This is a genomic window from Brevibacillus laterosporus (assembly GCF_030489605.1).
GTDB lineage: Bacteria > Bacillota > Bacilli > Brevibacillales > Brevibacillaceae > Brevibacillus_B > Brevibacillus_B laterosporus_E.
Map to the genome: position 1 here is coordinate 26,512 of NZ_JAUKFY010000011.1, position 20,653 is coordinate 47,164.

Here is a 20,653-nt window from a genome sequence, read left to right on the forward strand (position 1 = left end):
ATCGATATAATGAATGATGAAGTTTGACCTGTCCTAGGAGGTAAGCAACAATGGATGAATTTGAAGGACTTCCTGAAGAGCTTCAGGTTGCCGTTCAAAAGACGCGCCATCGTATGATTGAAACGGTTGGTAAAAACATGGATTTATTTGGAGTGACCCAATCTGTTGGTCATTTGTATGGCATGATGTACTTTTCGCAAGGTCCAGTTACTCTTGACGAAATGGGCAAGAAAATGGGGATGAGCAAAACCAGTATGAGCACTGGAATGCGCACCCTGATTGATCTGAAAATGGTTAACAAAGTTTGGAGCAAAGGTTCTCGTAAAGATCTTTATGAAACGGAACCAGATTGGCATCAAAATCTGGGTGATTACTTTTCGATACGTTGGCGCAAATCAATGGAAAGCAATGTGCATCATTTGCACAAGTCCCTCAGAGAACTACAAGTTCTGTTAGATAAGTACGGAGACAATCCCCAAGCCTACAATTTAATTAAGGGTGACATGCTTAAAATGCAGCATGCGCTGTCTTACTATAAGTGGTTAGAAAAATTGATCCGTTCCTTTGAAACAGGTGAGATATTTACTTTCATACCTAAAGAAGAATAATACGCCAAAACAAGTGTAGCGCTGAGGGAGTCCTTAGCGTTTTTTGTTTGTGCAAAAAATACTAATTTATTTGTACCCATGTATGGCTTATTAAAACACCCTTACGCACAGTTTTTTCTAAAGCCTGCTGTTATTTTTGATAAGGTGAATTTGAATTATTCGTCAAAATGATTTGTTTTTTCCCAAACAGACCTCCGTAATCGGACACGGATTCAGGTCTAACAACCAGATCATAATCTGTGCCGCTCCCTGAATTAACCGGCATTCCATACGGGGTAAGGTTATTTTGATTTGTTGCTGTTTGTGGATGGCTTTGTAAAAAATAGACGTGCGGATTCGATTTAATGCTAGTTGGTACGCCTTGAATTTGACTTGAATGATTCCTAGTACAACCAGCTATAGACAACAATCCTAACGTACCAATAAGCAATACGGTTATCGTTTTTCTCTTACTCACATTGATCACCTCTTCAATAGCGTGAGCAACCTGATTCTTTTTATGCAAGCCTGTCTCCGCCTGTAGACGGAGGAAAAATCCCACTCCAGCCAGTTTTGAACAAAAGCTGATTTAGATATCCTAGTATTATCAAGAACAGGTATATATATTGAGAGGGGATGCGCCTATTATGAATCGTATCTATCGATCCCAATCTGATAAAAAAATCTTTGGGGTTTGTGGCGGTTTCGCTGCTTATCTAGGAATTGATGCGACATTGCTTCGTTTGGTAACAGCTGTTGTCACCTTTTTTACAGGGGTACCACTCTTGCTGTACTTCTTGCTCGCTTTCATCATGCCGAAGGAGCCCATGTGGGAGCAGGCACGCTATCAGCGTCCACAGCCTGAATTTGCATCAGGATTTTATCAAGAACCTTTCTATGAAAAAGCAACCTATGATAAAGGTTTAGATCAGGAAATGGAACGACTGGAAAAAGCCGCAATGCGTCAAGAAATAAAACGGTTGCGTGCGGAATTAGAAAAATATCAGTCCTGATGACAAAGAAAATGGAAACAATATGCTGTCGTTGCATATGATGTAAGGTGATTCGTTTGATCTTACATAGGGAGGGAAACGATAGTGTATATCGGTGTTTTTGATATGCAAGAGCGCCTGGATCAAACACGAAAAATGCTTCGGGATAAAAAGCATCTGCTTAAAATGCTAGAGGAAGATATTCGTGGTTTAGAAAATGATGTTCAGGTGTTAGAAGAGATGCTGACAACATGTCCATCGGATACAGCCAAATAATGACATGCAAAAGAGGCACAAGAAATTATGTGGCCTCTTTTGGGTTTAAAGAGAAGTATATATTTCATTTAAAGCTGGCAATACATAAGGTTATGGACAGAAGGTTGATTCCTTGGGCAGTTTGGGAGATAATAGTTTCTATACTGTAGGATGAGGTGGAAGGTAATGTCAACGACTGAACTATTGTTAAAGACCCATTTTGAAGGGCGTGTATTGCGAACGTTGCAATCCTATTTCCGTCGCAATAACGACGTTCTTTTAAAAGAAAGTCTAATCGCGACCGGTTTAGAAAAAGAAGACGTTGAACATGTCATGGCGATGATTTATAACAAACATACGGTTAGCGAAATTATGGTAGTTCTCCGTGAACGTAATGCATTTGCTCGTGACCAACAAGCGGAATAAACTCAGAAAAGGAACCAGCGCATCATGGAGCGTGGTTCCTTTCTTTTTTAGTAGAACCCAATAAGAACAAGGCAGGTTGAGCATTTGTATGCAACCAATAGTGGGCAAGGACGTCATATTGGGTAGAAAAGATAACTTGAACTTACTTGCTATGATCTGGCGCGATATATAGAGAAAGGAAAGGGAAGACCTGAATGGATGAATTTATTAATCATTTTGGCGGATATATCTCACAATATGGATACTTTGCTCTATATGGACTATTCTTTTTTGGCTTGATTGGCTTGCCTGTTCCTGAGGAGACGCTTTTGGTGTTTTCGGGGTTTTTGGTATCTAGGGGAGATCTGTATTTTCTACCAACCTTTTTAGTCTGCTATCTCGGCTCCATAAGTGCGATGACAGCAGCTTATTGGATTGGATTTAAATTGGGGCATCCTTTTATAGAAAAATACCTGAAGCGTTTCGAAAAAGGGTATCGAATGTATAAAAAAACGGAGGAATGGTTTCAACGTTTTGGGAAGTGGGCCATTCCCATTGGCTATTTTTTGCCAGGGATTCGTCAATATACCGCTTATTTTGCGGGTATCACAGAGCTGCGCTTTCGTACTTTTGCCATTTTAGCCTATGCAGGAGGAGCATTTTGGACGGCTTTGTTTGTTAGCTTGGGCTTCATCTTAGGTGAGAGCTGGGAGAGAGTCTTTCAATTGGCTATTAAAAAAGTGACCATTTGGATTCTTCTTATCTTTATCGCAGCGGTTCTTGTGGCATATGTGTATCAACGCGTTCGGAAAAAAAGAGCAGGAGGAAAACCAAATGAATGAGGAGCAAATTATACTGATACCGAAAAATCATCAGCGATTTTATGATAAGCTAAGAGAAAAAGTGGAGAAGTTCATTCGTAGCAAAGGTATGCCGGAGGGGGTTACTCCATATATTTTAATGGCTCCTGATCTATTTGTGCTTTTGGCCAGATTGCTGGTGGACAAGCGAGTGGCTACGGGAGCGAAGGCTATAGCAGCGGTTGCCGTTGCTTACTTTATTTCGCCTGTAGATTTAATTCCTGAGGCTTTGACAGGCCCTGTTGGTTATTTAGATGATATAGTGCTGGCTGTATATGCCTTACACAAGATTCTTAGCAGCACGGAGCAGGTCATCGTACAGGAGCATTGGAACGGGAAAGATAACCTGCTACAGGTGATTAGGGATGTTATTTCGAAAGCGGATGAATTAGTAGGGACTCATATCCTGAAGAGGATTGATGCCCTCCTATTCCACAAAACAAAGGGGAATTAGGTATGAAATTTTTGGCTGATTATGTGGAGGGAGAACGCGTAATCGCCTTTTGTCTCGTTAAAAGTAGAGAGATTGGCGTTGCTAGTAACCAGAGCGAATATATGAATCTAGAGATTGGTGACAGATCCGGCAGCTTGCCTGCAAAGATTTGGGATGTTACCGACGAGCTTAAAGAAAATCTTCAAGTAAAATCGATTATTAAAATTGATGCACAGGTACAGATGTATCGCGGTAAAAAGCAATTAGTCATTCAACGTGTACGTCATGCTACTCCTGCGGACGAGGTTTTAATGGAATCGCTAGTCCCCGCTTCCAAATATGCTGTAGATGAATTATGGGGACGGCTGGAGAGTCATATATCAGATATTCAAAGCCCTACGCTGAGAGCGATTATCTCACATCTGATCGGGAAGGAAGACGTGTATGAACGGATGCGCTCTTTTCCGGCGGGTGTTCGAATGCATCATCATTATTATTCAGGCTTATTAGAGCATATAGTCTCTTTATTAGATTTGGGCAAACGCTTGCTGCCGTTATATCCGCAGGTAGACCGTGACGTGCTGCTTGCCACCTGCATCTTGCACGATATTGGCAAGCTGTATGAGTTATCTGATCCGGTAGCTCCAGAATATACCACTCCAGGACAGTTGATTGGGCATTTGGTTATGGGAGTAGAAATGGTGACGAAAGCATGCACAGACTTAGCTATTCCATTGGATGATAGTGAAGTACTGCATCTGAAGCATTGCATTTTAAGTCATCATGGCGATTTGGAAATGGGATGGGGAAGCGCTGTGTCCGGTAAGACGCCTACCGCAGTCATTTTCCACTATCTTGATCAAATTGACAGTAAAATGAACGCGTTAGGCAATACCTTACAGGAGATGACAGAAGAGCAGGAATGGCATTATGCACCTGTGTTAAAGCGGAAGGTGTGGAGAGGCTTTTAAGCAATTCTCCAATTAAGTGCGTCTGTTTATTAAAAAAGCTGAGTGTAGGCTGGTTCCTACCTCAGCTTTTTTGATGACGAACGGATACGGGAGGTTGAAGCAATACCTCCTCTTCTATCCTTCCTGAGCGTAAGCGTAAGATTCTATTTCCTAGCTTGTACGCTTCTGCCTCATCATGTGTGACTAATAAAACGGGAATATTCCAGAGCTGATGCAGGCGAAGCAACTCGTCCTGACACTCTGCTCTTGTTGCAGGATCCAGGGCTGAGAGAGGCTCATCTAAAAGCAATAAAGCTGGTTTGACTGCTAGAGCACGGGCCAATGCTACCCGTTGCTTTTCACCGCCTGAGATATGATTAGGAAAGCTTTTCCACAGATGACGAATCCCGAGCGTTTCGCAGATTTGCTCTAGGAAGGCCTTGTCAACAGCCTGTTTTTTGGAATCAATCCCGTAATAAATATTTTTTTCAACAGTCATGTGAGGAAACAAGGCATAGTCCTGAAAGACATAGCCGATATTTCGTTTTTGAGGAGGAACGCTGCTTACAGGAGTGGATAGTTCCTGTCCGTGTAATGAAATTAGAGCCGCATCCGGTGTAAGCAATCCAGCGATACATTCCAGAATGCTGGTTTTACCTGAACCAGACGGGCCAAATAGAACTACAATTTCGTTATGTACAGTAAATGACACTTCTAATGTGAAATGCGTACGTTGTTTCATGATCTGGACCTGTAGCATGGAAATACCTCATCTACGAAAGTGACTTTTTTAATCTTTAAACTGTGCGTGACGATTTAATGTATGTTTACTCCACCAGTTAAGCCAGAGTATGGTGCTAAAGCCGATGGCAACGATAATAGCTACCCAAAAGGCCGCGATTTCCATGCGTCCACCCTCAACCGCAAAATAGATGGCGATCGGTAGCGTTTCTGTTTTCCCGGGAATATTACCGGCAAGCATGAGTGTTGCTCCGAATTCACCAAGCGCTCTGGCAAAGGAAAGTACAAGTCCAGCCAAAAGCCCGGGCCAGCATAACGGAAACGTGACCGTCCAAAAGACCCTCCAAGCGGAAGCGCCAAGCATAACAGCTGCTTGCTCATAGCGCCGATTCATATTTTGAAAGGCAGCATGGGCGGCTTGATACATCAAGGGAAAGGAGACGACAGCAGAAGCGATCACCGCTCCTACCCAAGTAAATACAATTTGAAATTGAAAAGCCTCCAATAAAAATTTTCCGATTAACCCGTTTTTACCAAACAATAGAAGCAGACCAAAGCCTACTACAGTGGGAGGAAGCACGAGGGGCAATAGAAACAATGCTTCCAGAATGCTTTTGCCAAAAAATTGACGACGCGAAAACCAATAGGCGATAAATAATCCGCTGATAAATACAACAATAGTTGAAATCCCCGCTACCTTTAACGACAGGTAGAGCGGGGAATAAGAGATGTCAGGCATAAACAAGCACCCTCACTTTTAATTTGCTTTGCCCCATATGTAAGCTTGAAAATCGCTTATTTTACAGGATGAAAGCCGTATTTCTCAAAGGCAGCCTTCGAAAAATCAGTGGTTAGGAATGTTAAAAATTCTTGAGCTTCCTTTTGATGCTGTGTAGCTTTTACCAAGGCGGCCGGGTAGACAATAGGGGTATGCCAATCCTGCTTGGCAGTTGCTAGGATTTTGATCTTGTCAGATGTAAGTGCATCGCTTTTATATACGACTCCCAACTCTGCGTTACCGGATTCGACATAGGTCAGAACTTGCCGAACATCTTTTGCATAAACCATGTTCGGCTTCATTTTTTCCCACAGACCTAATTTTGTCAAGGCTTCCTCTGTGTAACGGCCGACTGGGACAGAGCTTGGTTCGCCAATCGCAAATTGCTTACCTGTATCAGGTGTTATTTTCTCAAATGAATCAATGGAGATGGTACTTTCTTTAGGAGCAATTAATACCATTTCATTCGTAACTAATTCGGTTTGGGAATCCTCGATGATCAGGCTTTTCTCCTTTAACGTCTTCATATCCTTGGAACTAGCGGAGATGAAGAGATCGCTTGGAGCTCCCTGTTCAATTTGTTGGGCAAGTTTACCTGATCCACCGAAGTTATAAGTCAATGTAATTTCAGGATGCTTGGTTTCATACTCTTTTTTTACATCTTGTAGCACATCGGTCATGCTTGCTGCAGCAGACACAAAGATTTCTGTTTTGGCTTGCGGAGATTTCGAATCAGCAGCAGGTTGAGTAGCTGATGGAGCGGGAGTAGAACAGCCTACAGTAGCAAGTACTAAGGAGAAGCTGACCAAACTGCTCAGAAAGCTTCTTTTCTTACGTGATGTTAACATGAAAGACTCTCCTTTAATATAAATAGTTATAATTGGTTATATTTAGATATAACTAATTAAGAACATTATAGCTTGGATTACTAGTTATGATAAGATATTTTTACTAGGAAAGATTTAATACTTGAAAAGGAGGCTATCAATGACGCAAAACATCTCCTATACGACTGAAGAGGTTGCTAATATTTTGCGAGTATCCAAGCTGACAGTATATGACCTCATAAAAAAGGGAGAGCTGTCTGCTTATCGTGTTGGTAGACAGATGCGAGTAGATGCAAGCGATCTGGAATCCTACAAGCTAAAAACAAAATCGAAAAAAGCTGCTAACACCACCTCCTTTTCACAAGCGGAAAAACCTATCGCAGCTGATAAACCGTCGTCTGGTGGGATTCAATCCATTATTATTAGTGGACAGGATATGGCACTAGATTTGTTAGCCTCTCAGCTAGAAAACCAAACAGGCAGTATAAGAGCGCTTCGGTCCTACCAAGGAAGCTTGAATAGCTTGGTTTCCCTTTATCGGGGAGAAGCGCAGATTGTGAGTACACATCTATTTGATGGTGACAGCGGGACCTACAATTTGCCTTATGTACAGCGTGTATTAACAGGCCGACCATATCTGATTGTTCATATGATGGCTCGCCAAGCAGGTCTATATGTAGCAAAGGGGAATCCCTTACAGCTACGGACGTGGTCTGATTTACAAAAGTCAGGAGTCAGAATAGTCAATCGAGAGGTTGGTTCGGGAACAAGGGTTTTGTTAGATGAGCAACTGCGTCTTCATCAGATTGATCCAGCTCGACTATCTGGCTATTTTAATCATGTAGAGCATAGTCATCTAGCAGTTGCAACTGCAGTCGCGAGGGGAGCCGCAGATGTAGGGATAGGCATTGAAAAAGCTGCAAGAATCGTAGACGTGGAGTTTATTCCGTTAATTCAAGAGCACTATGATCTAGTTATGCTGGTTACACCACAAAGTCATTATTGGATAAATAGTCTCCTGAAATTGCTGCAAAGTGAGGCTTTTAAACAAGAACTACAGGCTATCGGGGGCTATGATGTAACGCTCACGGGTCAGATCAAGCTGAAGGGGCCTATTCATTCTTGGTGATAAATTACTTTACAAATGATCAAAATCCCGTTATTCTATAGGGTATAAACTTGATAAGAATGTGTTATGGAGGAGCCTGTCATTTGATGGGCTCTTTTTGTCGTTTTTTACATCCAGCTTTTGGATAATATAACAAAATAAACTTCAGGGGAAAGAAAGAGAGGTTATCAAGTGGATAATCAAGCATTACTTGCAATTGCGATTTTTCTCATTACCTACGCTTTTATTATCAGCGAAAAACTGCACCGCACTATTGTTGCGATGGCAGGAGGATTGCTCATGATCCTCACGGGTATCGTTACCCAGGAGGAAGGAATTCATCACATCGACTTTAATACATTAGGTTTATTAATCGGAATGATGATCATCGTGAGCATAACAGCCCAAACGGGTGTGTTCACCTTCGTAGCCATTAAGGCCGCTAAAGCGGTAAAGGGCGATCCGGTTAAAATCCTGATTGCACTAAGCTTAATTACAGCTTTGGCGTCTGCTTTGCTGGATAACGTAACAACCGTTTTACTCATGGTGCCTATCACATTTAGTATTGCACGTCAGTTGAATGTAAACCCGATTCCTTATCTGATTAGTGAGATCATTTGCTCCAATGTAGGAGGGGCCGCAACACTGATTGGTGACCCGCCAAATATCATGATTGGGAGCGCTGTACCGGAATTGACCTTTATGGCTTTCCTTATACACATGGCTCCAGTCATAGCTATTATTTTAGTAGTCGTCATTATTTATTTGTTACTCGTTTATCGAAAAGGATTACAAACAACTCCAGAATTACAGCAAAAACTAATGCTACTAGATGAAAAGCAGGAGCTAACGAATCCTACTTTATTAAAAAAATCATTAACAGTACTTGCCTTAACGATTATTGGCTTCGGCCTGCATGGTGTCTTTCATCTAGAATCAGCCACGATTGCATTAGTAGGCGCGTTCTTGTTACTTCTATTAACAGGAGAGCATTATTTAGAGGAAGCTTTGCTGAAAGTAGAATGGAATACAATTTTCTTCTTTGCAGGATTATTCGTATTGGTATCTGGTCTGGTAAACACAGGTGTTATAGCTTCCCTAGCTGAAAAAGCAATCGAATTTACACAGGGCGATACATTGAAAACATCTATTATCATACTGTGGATGAGTGGAATTGCTTCTGCCTTTGTTGATAACATTCCATTTGTAGCAACAATGATCCCTATGATTAAAGAGATGGGAAGCCTTGGGATTACGAATTTGGAGCCACTATGGTGGAGTCTTGCCCTTGGCGCTTGCTTAGGGGGGAACGGTACGATTATCGGAGCCAGTGCTAACGTAATTGTTGTAGGAATGGCTTCGAAAGAGAAATACCCAATAAGCTTTGGGATGTTTTTCAAGGTTGCTTTCCCGATTACGATTATTACATTGATCATATCTCACTTATATGTCTATCTACGTTATTTCTTCTTTGCTTAATATTATGTAAATATGTTTAAAAAACCATCGAAAGAGGCGAAAGCCTTAGCCGGTGGTTTTTTGCTACTAGTCTTCCTTTATAAGATAATATATGGAACAAAAACATCGATTAGGTAAGGAAGTGGCCGGAGTGTTGCAAGTCACACAAGAGCTCGCGCAGGATATTGTTACTCGGATGATGAAGGTCATTGGTTATAACGTAAATGTAATGGATGAGCGTGGATACATTATTGCCTCTGGAGATAAAAATAGGCTGCATCAGAAACATGAAGGTGCGGTTATTGCCATTGAGCGCCGAGGCCGCTTTGAGGTGTATCCGGAAGATGTAAGGCGACTGGCTGGTGTGCAGGCTGGAACCAATTTAGTTATCCAATTTCAAAGTGAAATAGTGGGCGTGATTGGTATTACCGGTGATCCACGTGAGGTGACGAAGTATGGAGAGCTTGTCAAAATGACAGCAGAGATGTTTCTGGAGCAATCCTACTTACTAGAGCAGGCCAAGCTGGATAAACGATTACGGGAAGATTTTTTGTTGTCCATCATACATGCAGACCATCAGGATAGTTCTTTATGGAAGGAACAGGCAAGGCGGCTGCAAATCGATCTATCCACTAAGAGAGTGGCGGTTATTATTGAATTAGTGGATATCGGGATTTCTGACGATAGTGCCTACACGACCTTACGCCAAATGGTTGGCTTATTGGAGCTGCGTGATACCATTGAAATGATGGCCATTAAGAATTCAAAACAGATTGTTTTAGTAAAGGAATCACGCCATTATCGGGATAAGGAAGCGATTTGTGAAGGTGTTGAGCAAATATTACAATTGCTAAAAAATCAACTCATTGCGCCTATTAAAATATCAGTTGGAAAAGCCTTTTCCGGTGCAGAGGGGCTGCGCTATTGCTATGAGTCTGCTCGGGATACATTACTCGCTGGTAAAGCAATGGCTCCGGAATTAACCGTTTATTATTATGATGATTTTTTAAATGAAACGCTGATGGTCTCCGTACAGGAATCTTGGAAATCAGAAGAGCTGATCAAGGTGTATAAAAATCTCATTACACAGGATAAAAGTGGAGAGCTTCAGCAAACTCTTCACGTTTATATGGAGGAAGAGGGAGAACTGCATCGGATTGCAAAGCGGCTTGTCATTCACCGTAATACGCTTAGATACCGACTGCAACGCATTTATGACATCACAGGTAAGGACCCCAAAAGAATCAGTGACTTCCTATCATTACAATTTGCTATGTGGCTTTATAAGCTTAAAAATAAACAAACATAAAAAAGGAACAAATTCCAATTCTACCAATTGAAAGGAACCTATTGTGCAAATGAACAAAAACTCCCTGTCCGTAAGGCGGGAGTTTTGTTTTCGCGGCTGATGAATCCGCTTACATGAAAGCGCTATGATATAGACGAGAGATAGAAAGCATACAAATAGAGCTGAAGTCAGAAGGAGGAGTCACACATGGATGTTACCGTAAGCGTTTTTGGGGCATTAGCGGCGTTGATTGTAGCCATTGTTCTTATTTTGCGCAAAGTGCCGCCTGCTTATGGAATGATTGCTGGTGCCTTAATTGGTGGTGTCATCGGCGGAGTTACTTTGCCGGATACCGTTACCCTCATGATTGAGGGAACCAAGGGTGTTATACCGGCTGTCTTACGTATCCTTGCAGCAGGTGTTTTGGCTGGGGTACTCATTGAATCGGGAGCAGCATCCACAATCGCTGAGACTATTGTAAAAAAAGTAGGCGAAACAAGAGCGTTGCTAGCTCTTGCCATTGCAACGATGATTTTGACAGCGGTGGGTGTCTTTATTGACGTAGCAGTAATTACCGTAGCTCCGATTGCTTTGGCGATCGCGCAGCGAGCTGATATATCGAAGATGGGTATTTTGCTTGCGATGATTGGAGGGGGGAAAGCTGGTAATATCATGTCGCCTAACCCTAATACTATCGCGGCGGCCGATACATTCCACGTACCATTGACCTCTGTGATGGCAGCAGGAATTATTCCCGCTCTCATTGGAGTGGCTGTGACCTACATGATTGCAAAAAGACTGTCGCAAAAAGGAAGCAAAGTAGCGGCAAACGAAAGCAGTGAAGTTGATAGAAGCCAGCTTCCGAGCTTTGGAACAGCAATTTTAGCACCCCTTACAGCCATTGTTTTACTGGCTTTGCGACCTCTATTTGATATCAATATAGATCCGTTAATTGCTTTGCCTGTGGGGGGACTTGTAGGAGCAATTGCTATGGGACGCCTCAAAAAAGTGAATCAGTACGCAATATATGGGTTGGGTAAGATGTCAGGTGTAGCCATTATGCTGATTGGAACGGGAACACTTGCCGGAATTATCGCCAATTCAGAACTAAAAGGTGTCATTATTTCTGCCTTGACTGCTTCCGGTCTCCCTGCGTACCTGTTGGCACCGATTAGCGGTGCATTAATGTCTTTGGCTACGGCTTCTACAACCGCTGGTACGGTGGTAGCGAGCTCTGTATTTGGTAGTACGATCGTTGAGCTTGGTGTAAGCTCACTAGCGGCGGCAGCAATGATACATGCGGGTGCGACTGTGTTTGATCATATGCCGCACGGAAGCTTTTTCCACGCTACGGGTGGTAGCATTAACATGGCAATGAAAGAACGGCTACGCTTAATTCCTTATGAGACAGTGATTGGTTTTGTACTTGCTATCATTTCTACTCTGTTATTCGGTATTTTTCAAATTATGGTATGAAAATAGCTAGTACAGAACACGAGAGGAGAGACAACGATGAAATTCGTTATTGCACCGGATTCTTTTAAAGAAAGTCTGACGGCTATGCAGGCAGCATTGGCAATTGAAAAAGGAGTAAAAGAAGTCTTCCCTACCGCTGAGTGTGTCCTGATACCGATGGCAGACGGCGGTGAAGGAACGGTTCAATCGCTGGTGGATGCTACGGGTGGAGAGATTGTTACTTGCCAAGTGACGGGCCCAATTGGACAGCCTGTAGAAGCATTCTATGGATTATTAGGCGATAAAAAAACAGCGGTAATTGAAATGGCAGCGGCTTCAGGCCTGCATCTGGTGCCGCGCGAAGAGAGAAATCCGCTTATTACAACTACAAGGGGGACTGGGGAATTAATTCTCCGTGCCTTGGATTCAGGCGTCACACATATCATATTAGGTCTAGGGGGAAGCGCAACGAATGATGGTGGTGCTGGTGTAGCACAGGCGCTAGGTGTAAGGCTGTTAGATCAAAATGGCGAGGAGCTTGGCGACGGCGGCGGAGAGCTTCACAAGCTTGTTGAAATCGACATAAGCTCTCTGGACCCTCGCATCCAGCAGGTAACCTTTGAGGTGGCTTGTGACGTCGATAATCCTTTGACAGGACCAAAGGGAGCTTCTGCCGTATTTGGACCGCAAAAAGGAGCGACGCCTGAACAAGTCGCTCTGCTCGATCAAAATTTAGCCCATTATGCGAAAAAATTAAAAGAATACCTCGGTAAGGATGTTGATAAGATCGAGGGAGCTGGGGCTGCAGGCGGTCTAGGAGCAGGTGTGCTAGCTTTCTTTCAATGTGAATTAAAACGCGGGATTCAAATTGTAATAGAGGCAACGGAGTTAAGTAAACATGTACAGGATGCTGACTTTGTGATCACGGGGGAAGGGCGCGTAGATTTTCAGACCATTCATGGAAAAACTCCGATTGGTGTAGCCAAGACGGCTAAGCTCTACAATGTTCCAGTAATCGGCATTGCGGGTTGTGTGACTGAGGAGAGTAAGATTGTACACGAGCATGGAATTGATCTTTTATTCCCGATTATTCCTCACTTAGCTCCCTTGGAAGAGATTTTGCAAGAAGGAGCCCAAAATATGGAGCGGACGGCGCGCAATGTGGCAATGTCCTTGAAACTAGGTGCAGCGTGGCAGAAGAGTAAATAGAAAAACAAAAAGCCCTTCTTATCAGGAAACTTGCTCAAGTTTCAAGTGATGAAAAGGGCTTTTTATTAGACGATTATTCAATCGTGTGATGTTTTTTGCGCGCAGCTGATTTTTTAGGCGGTATGATGGCACTCTCGATTTTTTCATACAAAAGAATACCTTCATCGATTAAGCCTACTACACGAGGGAATCTTGGAAGGATGCTATGAATAGCATAAGCGCAACTCATTCCAAGCACCATGCCGGACAAAACGTCTGTTGGATAATGCACGCCAATGAACACGCGGGAAAGGGATACACCAACCGCAAGAACCATCCAGAAGCGTTTCCCCTTTGGTTTGATATAGTACCAGTAGGTAGCTGCGATAGCTAGTGCTGCTGTCGCATGGTCGCTTGGAAAAGAAGCATCCGCATCATGCGGTACCAATGGTGTCAGTGGCAGCGTAACGAACGGACGATCACGATAGATGAGATGTCCTAGCACCCAGCTTATTCCCATGGAAATACAACAGACAATGATTGTTTGGATAATCATCCGTTTGTTTTTGCGATTTCCAAAAAACCAATAAACGGGGATGCTCAGATAAAAGAGGTATTCTGCATATTTAGCTAGAAAAATGCTAATCCAGCCGACAACTGAATAGGAACCAGCAAAGGAGCTGAGGGCCTGTACAACAGTAGAATCCAAGGTTATTTCCTCCAGTTCATAAACTCTGACAAAAATTCTTTCCCCATTATATACCGTAAAGGTAGTAAATCCACCACCAATCCTTACTAAAATTAATCTCTATCTAAGATCACAAGCAGAAGAAGCCTTTCCATAGACTATTTACCATTACGTTTAAGGGAGGAAAAAGGTTACGGGGCAAGCAGGTTGTTATGAAAAATGATTGAAACCTAGATAGGATAGGCATGTATGCGATTACAATGATGGCTGGGCTGTTACAAAATCACATTCAGTCATAAAAAAACAATAGTAAATGTAGGATTTTCTGCTTTGATGTAGAATATAGGTTACTATTCCGTCTTGTGGAAAGTCTTTGCAATGCAGAAGGAGAATGTTTCATGAATAGGCCAACATATACCATCGCTAGTTACATCAAGAAGGTTTTTCGGCCAGGGGAGCGTTCACTTCCAAGAACTGATATCATTGCGCGCTTAGAAGAGCAATTACACTTTATGCCAAATGGAAAAAGCGCGGAAGAAACCCTCTCCGAAGCCATGCAGCTTACTGATTCGCCCATAAAGGTTGGCAGAACCGAAGCGATCCTAGAGCTTACATACCAACCACATCAATTATTTGATCAGGCATATCGTTTTGTGAGAAAATCTCATTCTCCCAAAAATTTAGACCAAATGATGCGTGAATTGCGTCAACATACCCATTTTTCCTGGAATCAGATCACCAAATTGCTGATACTGGATAAAGACCCGCGCTTCGTTCAATACGTCGGAGATGAACGCTGGTATCTTGCTGAATGGAAACTGGCTAATGACTCCATTTATGAATTTTTGGTTAGCAAGGAAATCGACAGACTCTCTATCCGCCTTTTGTTCCACATGGTGGAAAATGAGTTGAAGCTGTCTATCAAAGAAAGCATGTTTGTACCGGAATTGGACGGCCGCTTTACAGTTAGTGGCGAAAACATTTACGTAAATGGCCAAGACGATAAAGCAAAAGCTGTACATGAAATGCAAACTGCGCTGGCACAAGTAGCTACGGCAGAGACTGTGATCGAAAACGATCAGCTAGCACTTGACCAAACCGAGCCACAAGCAAAAAATTTAGAGGCCGTACAGGAGGAAAAAATCATGATCACAACGCAAACAAAAAACGTTTTAGCAGAAGTAGAACAGCTATTAAATAAGGCAGTTTCCCTTTTGGATCAGCGTAATGCCGAAATGTCCCAAGAGGTAATTTCTCATTTCCAAGAGAGTAACATGGATGCCATTGAAATTTTGATGAAGGAAAAACATAAAAACGAACAGGTAGTTGCCGACATTAAAAATATTGTGACTACACTTGATCAAGAATAATGAAGGCAGAAGAGTCCATTTGCATGGAAAAGAGATTTTATGTGATCCGTGAGATCATTTTGCAGTATGAGGCTCGCTTAAAGCATATGGAAATGATGGTGGTACAATTTTTTTCCACCAATCAATTAGAAGCCATATCTGAATGTATTGCTGAACGTGAGAGAATTGAGAAGCTGATTAAAAAGCTACAACATTTTGTTGAAAAATGGGAAGCATACACGGATATGAGTATTGATTACTAGGCATTCGGGTAGAATAACTTGCAATCAATTCGGGAAATGCGATATAACTAGAAGGATTGTGGCAATTCCTAGCTGAAGGTTAGCTGGGTCGAAAGGAGAAACAACCCCCCATGTCAGTCGGTAGAAATGAACTGTGTCCATGTGGCAGCGGTAAGAAATATAAAAAGTGCTGTGGTGTTGTGACGGACATTGCTCAGGTACGCATGGCTCGCGAGCAAAAGCTCCGCAAAGAGTTTGCTACTTGGACAGAACGTCTAACGAAATATGTGGTGCAGCATGTCAACGATATAGAAATAAGCAGGGCTAGAGACCGTTTTGCACAAGAAACGGGCCTTACCCTAAAAGAGCTGTTCCAACCACGCTGGATGGACCATTTTATGAATTGGTATGTGTTCGATGTGAAAAACGAGGGTGTTTCTGTCCTTGAAGATTTCATCGCTCAATACGGTAAACGAATGGATCAAGAGATAAAAGAAGGTTTATTACATCTTCAATTAGGTCTTTACGAGATTACATCCGTTACAGAGGATAAGACTGTTGTTACTGATTTGTACACCAATCAGGAGCACAATCTAATCTCTTCCCAATCTGTTGTGCTAAAGCCAGGCCAACTCTTGCTTGCTAGATTAATTCCGCTAGGCTATCGTGATTCTATCTTCTCAGGCAGTCTCATGGTAAGCGCTACGCTTAAAAATGAATTGCTAACGATAGCGAAAAAAATGGAAAGCTCCGGTAGAGAAGCTGTATCACTCGCTCTTTACAAGCGTTTAAATGAACAGGGTGTAAGCTATGAGCAGGAGCCTGAGGAAGAGAGTATGGTTCGCTTTGTTTATGAAGGCGTGCATGCTCCTGAAATCAGACGCTTATTAAAAACACACGGGTCCTTTGAATCCAAAAAGCAAGAGCCTTCTCAAGAGACTTGGGTATATGCTTCGCAAAAGGATGAATTCCTGATTCGCTCTCTAGATAGTGCATTGTTGGAACTTCATGAAATTGCAGCAGAATTGATTTTAGAACAAAAACGACTAACGATTGAAGGCTATAAATCAGGCGTTGAACAGGCAAGCGATGCACTTCAGCTAGGTGCCCCAACTGAAGAAATAGCGATTAATGGATTAAGCTCGACAGGAACAAAGCTGACGAAGGGTACATTATTCATCACAAGTGCGCCTACATTACCGCCTAAAGTATTACAATGGGCAGTTCAGAGTTACTTTACAGAGAAGTGGTTGCAGACGTCTCAGATAGAGCTTCAGGATGTACCACCATTGCTGGTAGCCGCTTCTGATAAACAAGAGTTAAAAAATGTCCTTACTCAAATCTTAGACAAGCTAGAGCATGAGGAAGCGATGGGACAAGGCATTGCGCGCTTTATGAATATTGAAGTGCTAAAGACCAAACTGTCCATGCCGAATCATTTGCATCATATTGCTAATCTGTTGGATCGTCCGTTAATCGAAGGTTTACCGGAGAGTATTTTTACGGTTCGCCCAGAAGTGCTGGCTGACATAGCTTCTTTCGTAGAGGAAATGACAGCAGGAAAATCTGAGCTAACGATGAAAAAATACGATGAGACGATGAACCTGTTCCGCACATTTATTCGTAATGCTTTTGGTCCTACTTTTGATTGGAACGCATTACGTATTCAGCATGTTGCTTATTTCTTAGCGCATGATGTGTTGGAACGTGTTGATACGCCGTCCAAAACTTTAGCGAATAATCTGCTTTCCGTTCTAACAGCGTTCTTCAAATGGCTAGATAAAAAGCATCAGACCTTATTAACTGCTGATATGCTGAACTTAATTAGTCAGCTTAAAGAGGATCTGCCTGAGGCATATCGTATGCGCACGTTGTTATCCAAGGAGGCGAATCATTCTCTACACCAATCCTCTCTGCAACCGCAGGTGGTGCTGGAAGAAATGTTAGCTTATGCCGGGAAGAAACAACCTGAGCATGCCTTGATGCGTCAAAATGGTGAACAACTATCATTTGTAACAGAACAAGAAATAGTGATGAGCGAGGGCTGGAGCATATCTGCTATCGCTGGGCTTGTAGAGGATGGTACACTCCGTCTCTATGGTGCCCCAGAGATTTATCCACCCGCTATTACTGAATTGGTGATAGCTGCTACTAAACAAAAAGCGTAATTCATATTCATCCCGTCTTGCTAGCTGAGTGAGGCGGGATGTTTTGCTTATTGGCCCCTATGAATGGAGAAGCAAGGATACTCACACAATAAAGAGAGCAAGATAAAAGGAGGAGAACAGATGGCAAAGCAAATCAAAGGCAAAAGCGATAAGTATCATATTCGTCATGGCGGAGATGCGCACCATACTGGACAAAATGCAAAGCATGAGAATGAAAGCAAGCCGGTAAAAGGCTTTAGCCAAGCACCCCACGGGATGCAATAGTTCATCTGTTGACTCCAAATCATATCTCGCTGTCTTCACTTTTCCGATCCCCTTTCGTTTCCTATTAGCGAAAGGGGTTTCTGATTTCATAGACATTTTTCTACAAAATCCCACATGCTTGTGATATGATAGAGGATGTAGTTTTTAGCAAAAATAGGTGAAAAGCTCTATTTCACTTCCCGAAATCTCAATTTATAATGATGGGAATTGTGAGACAAGAGGCTTGGGTTGTAAAAGTTAAGTGTAACCTTTCTGAGGTGTTGGCTGTCTTAACAAAGGAACATAGATTGCGAGTGACAAGATTATTTGTCACATAAGGAGACTGATTACATATGCAAGAAACGGTTGCGAACACGAGTAAGCGCACCGCTTCCAAACCGAAGAAACCTAAGAAAAAGAAGACAAAGCTACGCATAATTCTTCTCACCCTGGTAGCCTTATTCATTTTGGGTGGAGGGGCCTATGCCTATTATGTGTACCAGACAATTGATAAAGCTATGGAAAAGGCAACGGAAGACCCTTATCAAGATGTAAACAATGTGTTGCCTGTTGATACGAGCTATAGTTCAAACAAACCTATCTCTGTTGTGCTGTTGGGACGAGATTCGAGGCCGGAGACAGGCTCGGCTAATACCGATGTAATGATTGTAGGGGTTATTGATCCTGATACGAAAAAGGTGACAATGATCTCCATTCCCCGAGATACCCGAGTCAAAATTCCAGGCTACCGCGGATATCATAAGGTGAATGCTGTATTTGCCAACGGAGAGGCTGAGCGCCGTCAGGCGAAAGCAAAGGGGGAAACACCTACTGAAAATGGGATCACCCTAACGAAAAAAACGCTTGAGCAGGTGCTGGGCATTCCGATCAACCACTATGTTGAGGTTGATTTTAATGGATTTAAAGCGGTCGTGGATGCGGTAGGTGGAGTGGAAGTCAACATAGACCGCCGACTTGTATATGACGATCCTACTGATAACACCCATATTAACCTTAATCCGGGGCGGCAGGTGCTGAATGGTAAGAATGCACTTGATTATGTGCGGCATCGTCACGATAATCGCGGTACCAAGTATTATTCCAATGACTTTGAACGAAACCAACGTCAGCAGGAAGTAATTAAGGCGATTATGAATAATATGCTGTCGATTGAAGGCTTTGCTAAATTGCCTAAAGTGATAGAAACAACTGGTGATCATATCCACACTGATTTTAGCAAGGAACAAATACTAGGCATTGCAAATGATTTTAAAAGCTTTAACATGGATAATTTTGTCGTAGTAGACAGTGGGGCCTTTTGGAGCTCAAGTACAAGCTACACATTGCTACCAACGAGCAAAAAAGATGAGATTCGCCAAACCTTACAAGCTGCTATGAGGCTGGACAGCAGCGAGGTGGCTAAAATTGATTACAATGACTCTCCGTTTGATAATCAAGTAGTGGAATTTGTAAATAATTCCAAATCAAAAAAGAAGCAGCAATCAACGAAACCTAAGCAATCCACTAACAAAGTCCAATCGGAAACGAAAGAATCCGATACAATCAAAAATGGGAATGAGCAGCAAGGTAACGAGCAGGACCTGTTAAATGGTCACGGACAAAATGGTGCAAATGATTCTGGAAATAATGGATGGGATAACAATAATGGAAGCTCAGGACAGTCGGAGAGTAATTCACCGCCAGCCGATATTATTGACGCACCTAATTTCCAGCAAAATACCCCAGCTTCTAATCACGAAATGACGCCTCCACCGGTAAATATTACGCCACCATCAGGTGCTAGCTCACCTTCTGTTGGAAGGGGAACACTTCCGGAGAGCCAAGTATCCTAGAAGACTGGCAGCTAGTGAAAAACATTGTTTTTAGGATGCTCATAGCAACAATAATATAGTAGCGTAGCAGGCCAGCTGGAGAACTCCAGCTGGTTTTTTTGCTGATAAGGCAATGTAACTGTGTACAACCTATGCCTGAATCGTATTTATAGGCGAGATACCTTTGAAAAATGTTCACATTCTGGGAAAGTTTAAATAAGATTGTTTCGCTGATGGCTGGCTCTGATGCTTTGAATGAATCAATCATTTCCAAAATAAATTGTTTCAAAGGGATATGAGGTAGTTACCAAAGAGAAAAATCATGATAAAATAAAAGGAACAATCAGAATATTTTTAGGGTTGTATGTTTTGGACGAATGACATTGGCTGTAAGGGAAAGGGGAGATAGGTATGACACTTTTTTTGGTGAATACGGGCCTTGTTCTTTTATTCTTGTATTTTATTAGTCGTCAGAGCGATGATGAAATCCTGTATGATGAAGATTATTTCCTCGAACACCCTTCTGCGTTGGAAGAATATCAACAAATGCCAATTGAATTTCAGAATGCCTTCTTCCGTAAGCATAAGGAGTGGCTAAAAGAAAAGTATATGCTAGGAGATAGCTATCTGCTGGGATACTGTCCAAATAAAGATGTCAGGCGGATATGGCTGTCCGAATTTCTAAATAAAAAGGACTGCCACCCAACACCATGAATAAGTAAAGTAAAGTAAAAGCTATTGCTTTATGAAAGCGGTTTCTTTATGTCTAACTTTACGGCTTCCTCTGATTTCAGTATGATGGATGA

Annotated in this window: 23 protein-coding genes; 18 read left to right on the plus strand and 5 right to left on the minus strand. The window is 42.4% G+C overall.

What is annotated here, in order from left to right; genetic code table 11:
• The first annotated feature begins 50 nt into the window (after nt 1–50).
• On the plus strand, nt 51–608 hold the full coding sequence (locus tag QZ995_RS13385; RefSeq protein WP_301807598.1) for a GbsR/MarR family transcriptional regulator: 558 nt from the start codon (nt 51–53) through the stop codon (nt 606–608).
• 130 nt (nt 609–738) lie between these two features.
• On the opposite strand, the gene QZ995_RS13390 is transcribed toward QZ995_RS13385, so the two are convergent.
• A complete protein-coding gene (locus QZ995_RS13390; protein ID WP_301807600.1) occupies nt 739–1,113 on the minus strand; it encodes a hypothetical protein in 375 nt (124 codons plus the stop codon).
• A gap of 121 nt (nt 1,114–1,234) precedes the next feature.
• On the opposite strand from QZ995_RS13390, the gene QZ995_RS13395 reads away from it, so the two are divergent.
• From QZ995_RS13395 to QZ995_RS13420, 6 genes are all read left to right on the plus strand, one after another.
• On the plus strand, nt 1,235–1,600 hold the full coding sequence (locus QZ995_RS13395; RefSeq protein WP_301807605.1) for a PspC domain-containing protein: 366 nt from the start codon (nt 1,235–1,237) through the stop codon (nt 1,598–1,600).
• Between the two features lie 84 nt (nt 1,601–1,684).
• Entirely contained in the window at nt 1,685–1,855 is a 171-nt protein-coding gene (locus tag QZ995_RS13400; RefSeq protein WP_301807607.1) for a hypothetical protein, read from the plus strand.
• A gap of 165 nt (nt 1,856–2,020) precedes the next feature.
• Nucleotides 2,021–2,260, plus strand: coding sequence for a hypothetical protein (locus tag QZ995_RS13405; RefSeq protein WP_064016077.1), 240 nt, complete (start codon nt 2,021–2,023; stop codon nt 2,258–2,260).
• A gap of 194 nt (nt 2,261–2,454) precedes the next feature.
• A complete protein-coding gene (locus QZ995_RS13410; protein WP_301807614.1) occupies nt 2,455–3,081 on the plus strand; it encodes a DedA family protein in 627 nt (208 codons plus the stop codon).
• The gene (locus tag QZ995_RS13415) at nt 3,074–3,553 is read left to right on the plus strand and encodes a YkvA family protein (protein WP_301807616.1); all 480 of its coding nucleotides are present in this window, start codon (nt 3,074–3,076) and stop codon (nt 3,551–3,553) included. Before QZ995_RS13410 ends, QZ995_RS13415 begins: the two co-directional genes overlap by 8 nt.
• Before the next feature lie 2 nt (nt 3,554–3,555).
• Nucleotides 3,556–4,503 (plus strand): 3'-5' exoribonuclease YhaM family protein, encoded by a 948-nt coding sequence (locus tag QZ995_RS13420; protein ID WP_301807618.1) that lies wholly within the window; start codon nt 3,556–3,558, stop codon nt 4,501–4,503.
• Between the two features lie 61 nt (nt 4,504–4,564).
• Here QZ995_RS13420 and QZ995_RS13425 read toward each other — a convergent pair whose 3' ends face one another.
• The 3 genes from QZ995_RS13425 to modA are packed head-to-tail and all read right to left on the minus strand — an operon-like array spanning nt 4,565 to nt 6,849.
• Entirely contained in the window at nt 4,565–5,242 is a 678-nt protein-coding gene (locus QZ995_RS13425) for an ATP-binding cassette domain-containing protein (RefSeq protein ID WP_301807623.1), read from the minus strand.
• Between the two features lie 30 nt (nt 5,243–5,272).
• A complete protein-coding gene (gene modB, locus QZ995_RS13430; RefSeq protein WP_301807625.1) occupies nt 5,273–5,962 on the minus strand; it encodes a molybdate ABC transporter permease subunit in 690 nt (229 codons plus the stop codon).
• Nucleotides 5,963–6,018: 56 nt separating this feature from the next.
• Nucleotides 6,019–6,849: a molybdate ABC transporter substrate-binding protein gene (gene modA / locus QZ995_RS13435; RefSeq protein ID WP_301807628.1), complete on the minus strand. Its 831-nt coding sequence runs from the start codon at nt 6,847–6,849 to the stop codon at nt 6,019–6,021.
• A 139-nt stretch (nt 6,850–6,988) separates the two neighbouring features.
• Here modA and QZ995_RS13440 point away from each other — a divergent pair, with 139 nt between their 5' ends.
• From QZ995_RS13440 to QZ995_RS13460, 5 genes are all read left to right on the plus strand, one after another.
• On the plus strand, nt 6,989–7,957 hold the full coding sequence (locus QZ995_RS13440; protein ID WP_301807630.1) for a helix-turn-helix transcriptional regulator: 969 nt from the start codon (nt 6,989–6,991) through the stop codon (nt 7,955–7,957).
• Nucleotides 7,958–8,128: 171 nt separating this feature from the next.
• A complete protein-coding gene (locus tag QZ995_RS13445; protein WP_301807632.1) occupies nt 8,129–9,415 on the plus strand; it encodes an ArsB/NhaD family transporter in 1,287 nt (428 codons plus the stop codon).
• A 130-nt stretch (nt 9,416–9,545) separates the two neighbouring features.
• A complete protein-coding gene (locus tag QZ995_RS13450) occupies nt 9,546–10,703 on the plus strand; it encodes a sugar diacid recognition domain-containing protein (protein ID WP_301807635.1) in 1,158 nt (385 codons plus the stop codon).
• Between the two features lie 186 nt (nt 10,704–10,889).
• Nucleotides 10,890–12,158 carry a GntP family permease gene (locus tag QZ995_RS13455; protein ID WP_301807638.1) on the plus strand — a complete coding sequence of 423 codons (1,269 nt, stop codon included), beginning with the start codon at nt 10,890–10,892 and terminating at the stop codon, nt 12,156–12,158.
• 36 nt (nt 12,159–12,194) lie between these two features.
• Nucleotides 12,195–13,346 carry a glycerate kinase gene (locus QZ995_RS13460; RefSeq protein WP_301807639.1) on the plus strand — a complete coding sequence of 384 codons (1,152 nt, stop codon included), beginning with the start codon at nt 12,195–12,197 and terminating at the stop codon, nt 13,344–13,346.
• Nucleotides 13,347–13,419: 73 nt separating this feature from the next.
• Here the strand turns inward: QZ995_RS13460 and QZ995_RS13465 are convergent, their stop codons facing one another.
• Entirely contained in the window at nt 13,420–14,034 is a 615-nt protein-coding gene (locus tag QZ995_RS13465) for an undecaprenyl-diphosphatase (RefSeq protein ID WP_301807642.1), read from the minus strand.
• Between the two features lie 377 nt (nt 14,035–14,411).
• Here QZ995_RS13465 and QZ995_RS13470 point away from each other — a divergent pair, with 377 nt between their 5' ends.
• The 6 genes from QZ995_RS13470 to QZ995_RS13495 all read left to right on the plus strand — a co-directional run bounded on the left by QZ995_RS13470 (nt 14,412) and on the right by QZ995_RS13495 (nt 20,561).
• Nucleotides 14,412–15,383: a hypothetical protein gene (locus tag QZ995_RS13470; RefSeq protein ID WP_301807644.1), complete on the plus strand. Its 972-nt coding sequence runs from the start codon at nt 14,412–14,414 to the stop codon at nt 15,381–15,383.
• Nucleotides 15,384–15,406: 23 nt separating this feature from the next.
• Nucleotides 15,407–15,625: a hypothetical protein gene (locus QZ995_RS13475; RefSeq protein ID WP_301807646.1), complete on the plus strand. Its 219-nt coding sequence runs from the start codon at nt 15,407–15,409 to the stop codon at nt 15,623–15,625.
• Nucleotides 15,626–15,735: 110 nt separating this feature from the next.
• A complete protein-coding gene (locus tag QZ995_RS13480; RefSeq protein WP_301807649.1) occupies nt 15,736–17,772 on the plus strand; it encodes an SEC-C domain-containing protein in 2,037 nt (678 codons plus the stop codon).
• A 120-nt stretch (nt 17,773–17,892) separates the two neighbouring features.
• Nucleotides 17,893–18,036, plus strand: coding sequence for a hypothetical protein (locus tag QZ995_RS13485; RefSeq protein ID WP_003340095.1), 144 nt, complete (start codon nt 17,893–17,895; stop codon nt 18,034–18,036).
• 332 nt (nt 18,037–18,368) lie between these two features.
• Complete coding sequence (locus QZ995_RS13490) at nt 18,369–19,868, plus strand: LCP family protein (protein ID WP_301807657.1); 1,500 nt, start codon at nt 18,369–18,371, stop codon at nt 19,866–19,868.
• 390 nt (nt 19,869–20,258) lie between these two features.
• Nucleotides 20,259–20,561: a hypothetical protein gene (locus QZ995_RS13495; protein ID WP_301807659.1), complete on the plus strand. Its 303-nt coding sequence runs from the start codon at nt 20,259–20,261 to the stop codon at nt 20,559–20,561.
• Nucleotides 20,562–20,653 lie beyond the last annotated feature (92 nt).

What these genes read in the sequence shown, in the direction of transcription:
- QZ995_RS13385 (WP_301807598.1), top strand. Translation starts at nt 51, where the DNA reads ATGGATGAATTTGAAGGACTTCCTGAAGAGCTTCAGGTTGCCGTTCAA.
- QZ995_RS13395 (WP_301807605.1), top strand. Translation starts at nt 1,235, where the DNA reads ATGAATCGTATCTATCGATCCCAATCTGATAAAAAAATCTTTGGGGTT.
- QZ995_RS13405 (WP_064016077.1), top strand. Translation starts at nt 2,021, where the DNA reads ATGTCAACGACTGAACTATTGTTAAAGACCCATTTTGAAGGGCGTGTA.
- QZ995_RS13410 (WP_301807614.1), top strand. Translation starts at nt 2,455, where the DNA reads ATGGATGAATTTATTAATCATTTTGGCGGATATATCTCACAATATGGA.
- QZ995_RS13415 (WP_301807616.1), top strand. Translation starts at nt 3,074, where the DNA reads ATGAATGAGGAGCAAATTATACTGATACCGAAAAATCATCAGCGATTT.
- QZ995_RS13420 (WP_301807618.1), top strand. Translation starts at nt 3,556, where the DNA reads ATGAAATTTTTGGCTGATTATGTGGAGGGAGAACGCGTAATCGCCTTT.
- QZ995_RS13425 (WP_301807623.1), bottom strand. Translation starts at nt 5,242, where the DNA reads ATGCTACAGGTCCAGATCATGAAACAACGTACGCATTTCACATTAGAA.
- modB (WP_301807625.1), bottom strand. Translation starts at nt 5,962, where the DNA reads ATGCCTGACATCTCTTATTCCCCGCTCTACCTGTCGTTAAAGGTAGCG.
- modA (WP_301807628.1), bottom strand. Translation starts at nt 6,849, where the DNA reads ATGTTAACATCACGTAAGAAAAGAAGCTTTCTGAGCAGTTTGGTCAGC.
- QZ995_RS13440 (WP_301807630.1), top strand. Translation starts at nt 6,989, where the DNA reads ATGACGCAAAACATCTCCTATACGACTGAAGAGGTTGCTAATATTTTG.
- QZ995_RS13455 (WP_301807638.1), top strand. Translation starts at nt 10,890, where the DNA reads ATGGATGTTACCGTAAGCGTTTTTGGGGCATTAGCGGCGTTGATTGTA.
- QZ995_RS13460 (WP_301807639.1), top strand. Translation starts at nt 12,195, where the DNA reads ATGAAATTCGTTATTGCACCGGATTCTTTTAAAGAAAGTCTGACGGCT.
- QZ995_RS13470 (WP_301807644.1), top strand. Translation starts at nt 14,412, where the DNA reads ATGAATAGGCCAACATATACCATCGCTAGTTACATCAAGAAGGTTTTT.
- QZ995_RS13475 (WP_301807646.1), top strand. Translation starts at nt 15,407, where the DNA reads ATGGAAAAGAGATTTTATGTGATCCGTGAGATCATTTTGCAGTATGAG.
- QZ995_RS13480 (WP_301807649.1), top strand. Translation starts at nt 15,736, where the DNA reads ATGTCAGTCGGTAGAAATGAACTGTGTCCATGTGGCAGCGGTAAGAAA.
- QZ995_RS13485 (WP_003340095.1), top strand. Translation starts at nt 17,893, where the DNA reads ATGGCAAAGCAAATCAAAGGCAAAAGCGATAAGTATCATATTCGTCAT.
- QZ995_RS13490 (WP_301807657.1), top strand. Translation starts at nt 18,369, where the DNA reads ATGCAAGAAACGGTTGCGAACACGAGTAAGCGCACCGCTTCCAAACCG.
- QZ995_RS13495 (WP_301807659.1), top strand. Translation starts at nt 20,259, where the DNA reads ATGACACTTTTTTTGGTGAATACGGGCCTTGTTCTTTTATTCTTGTAT.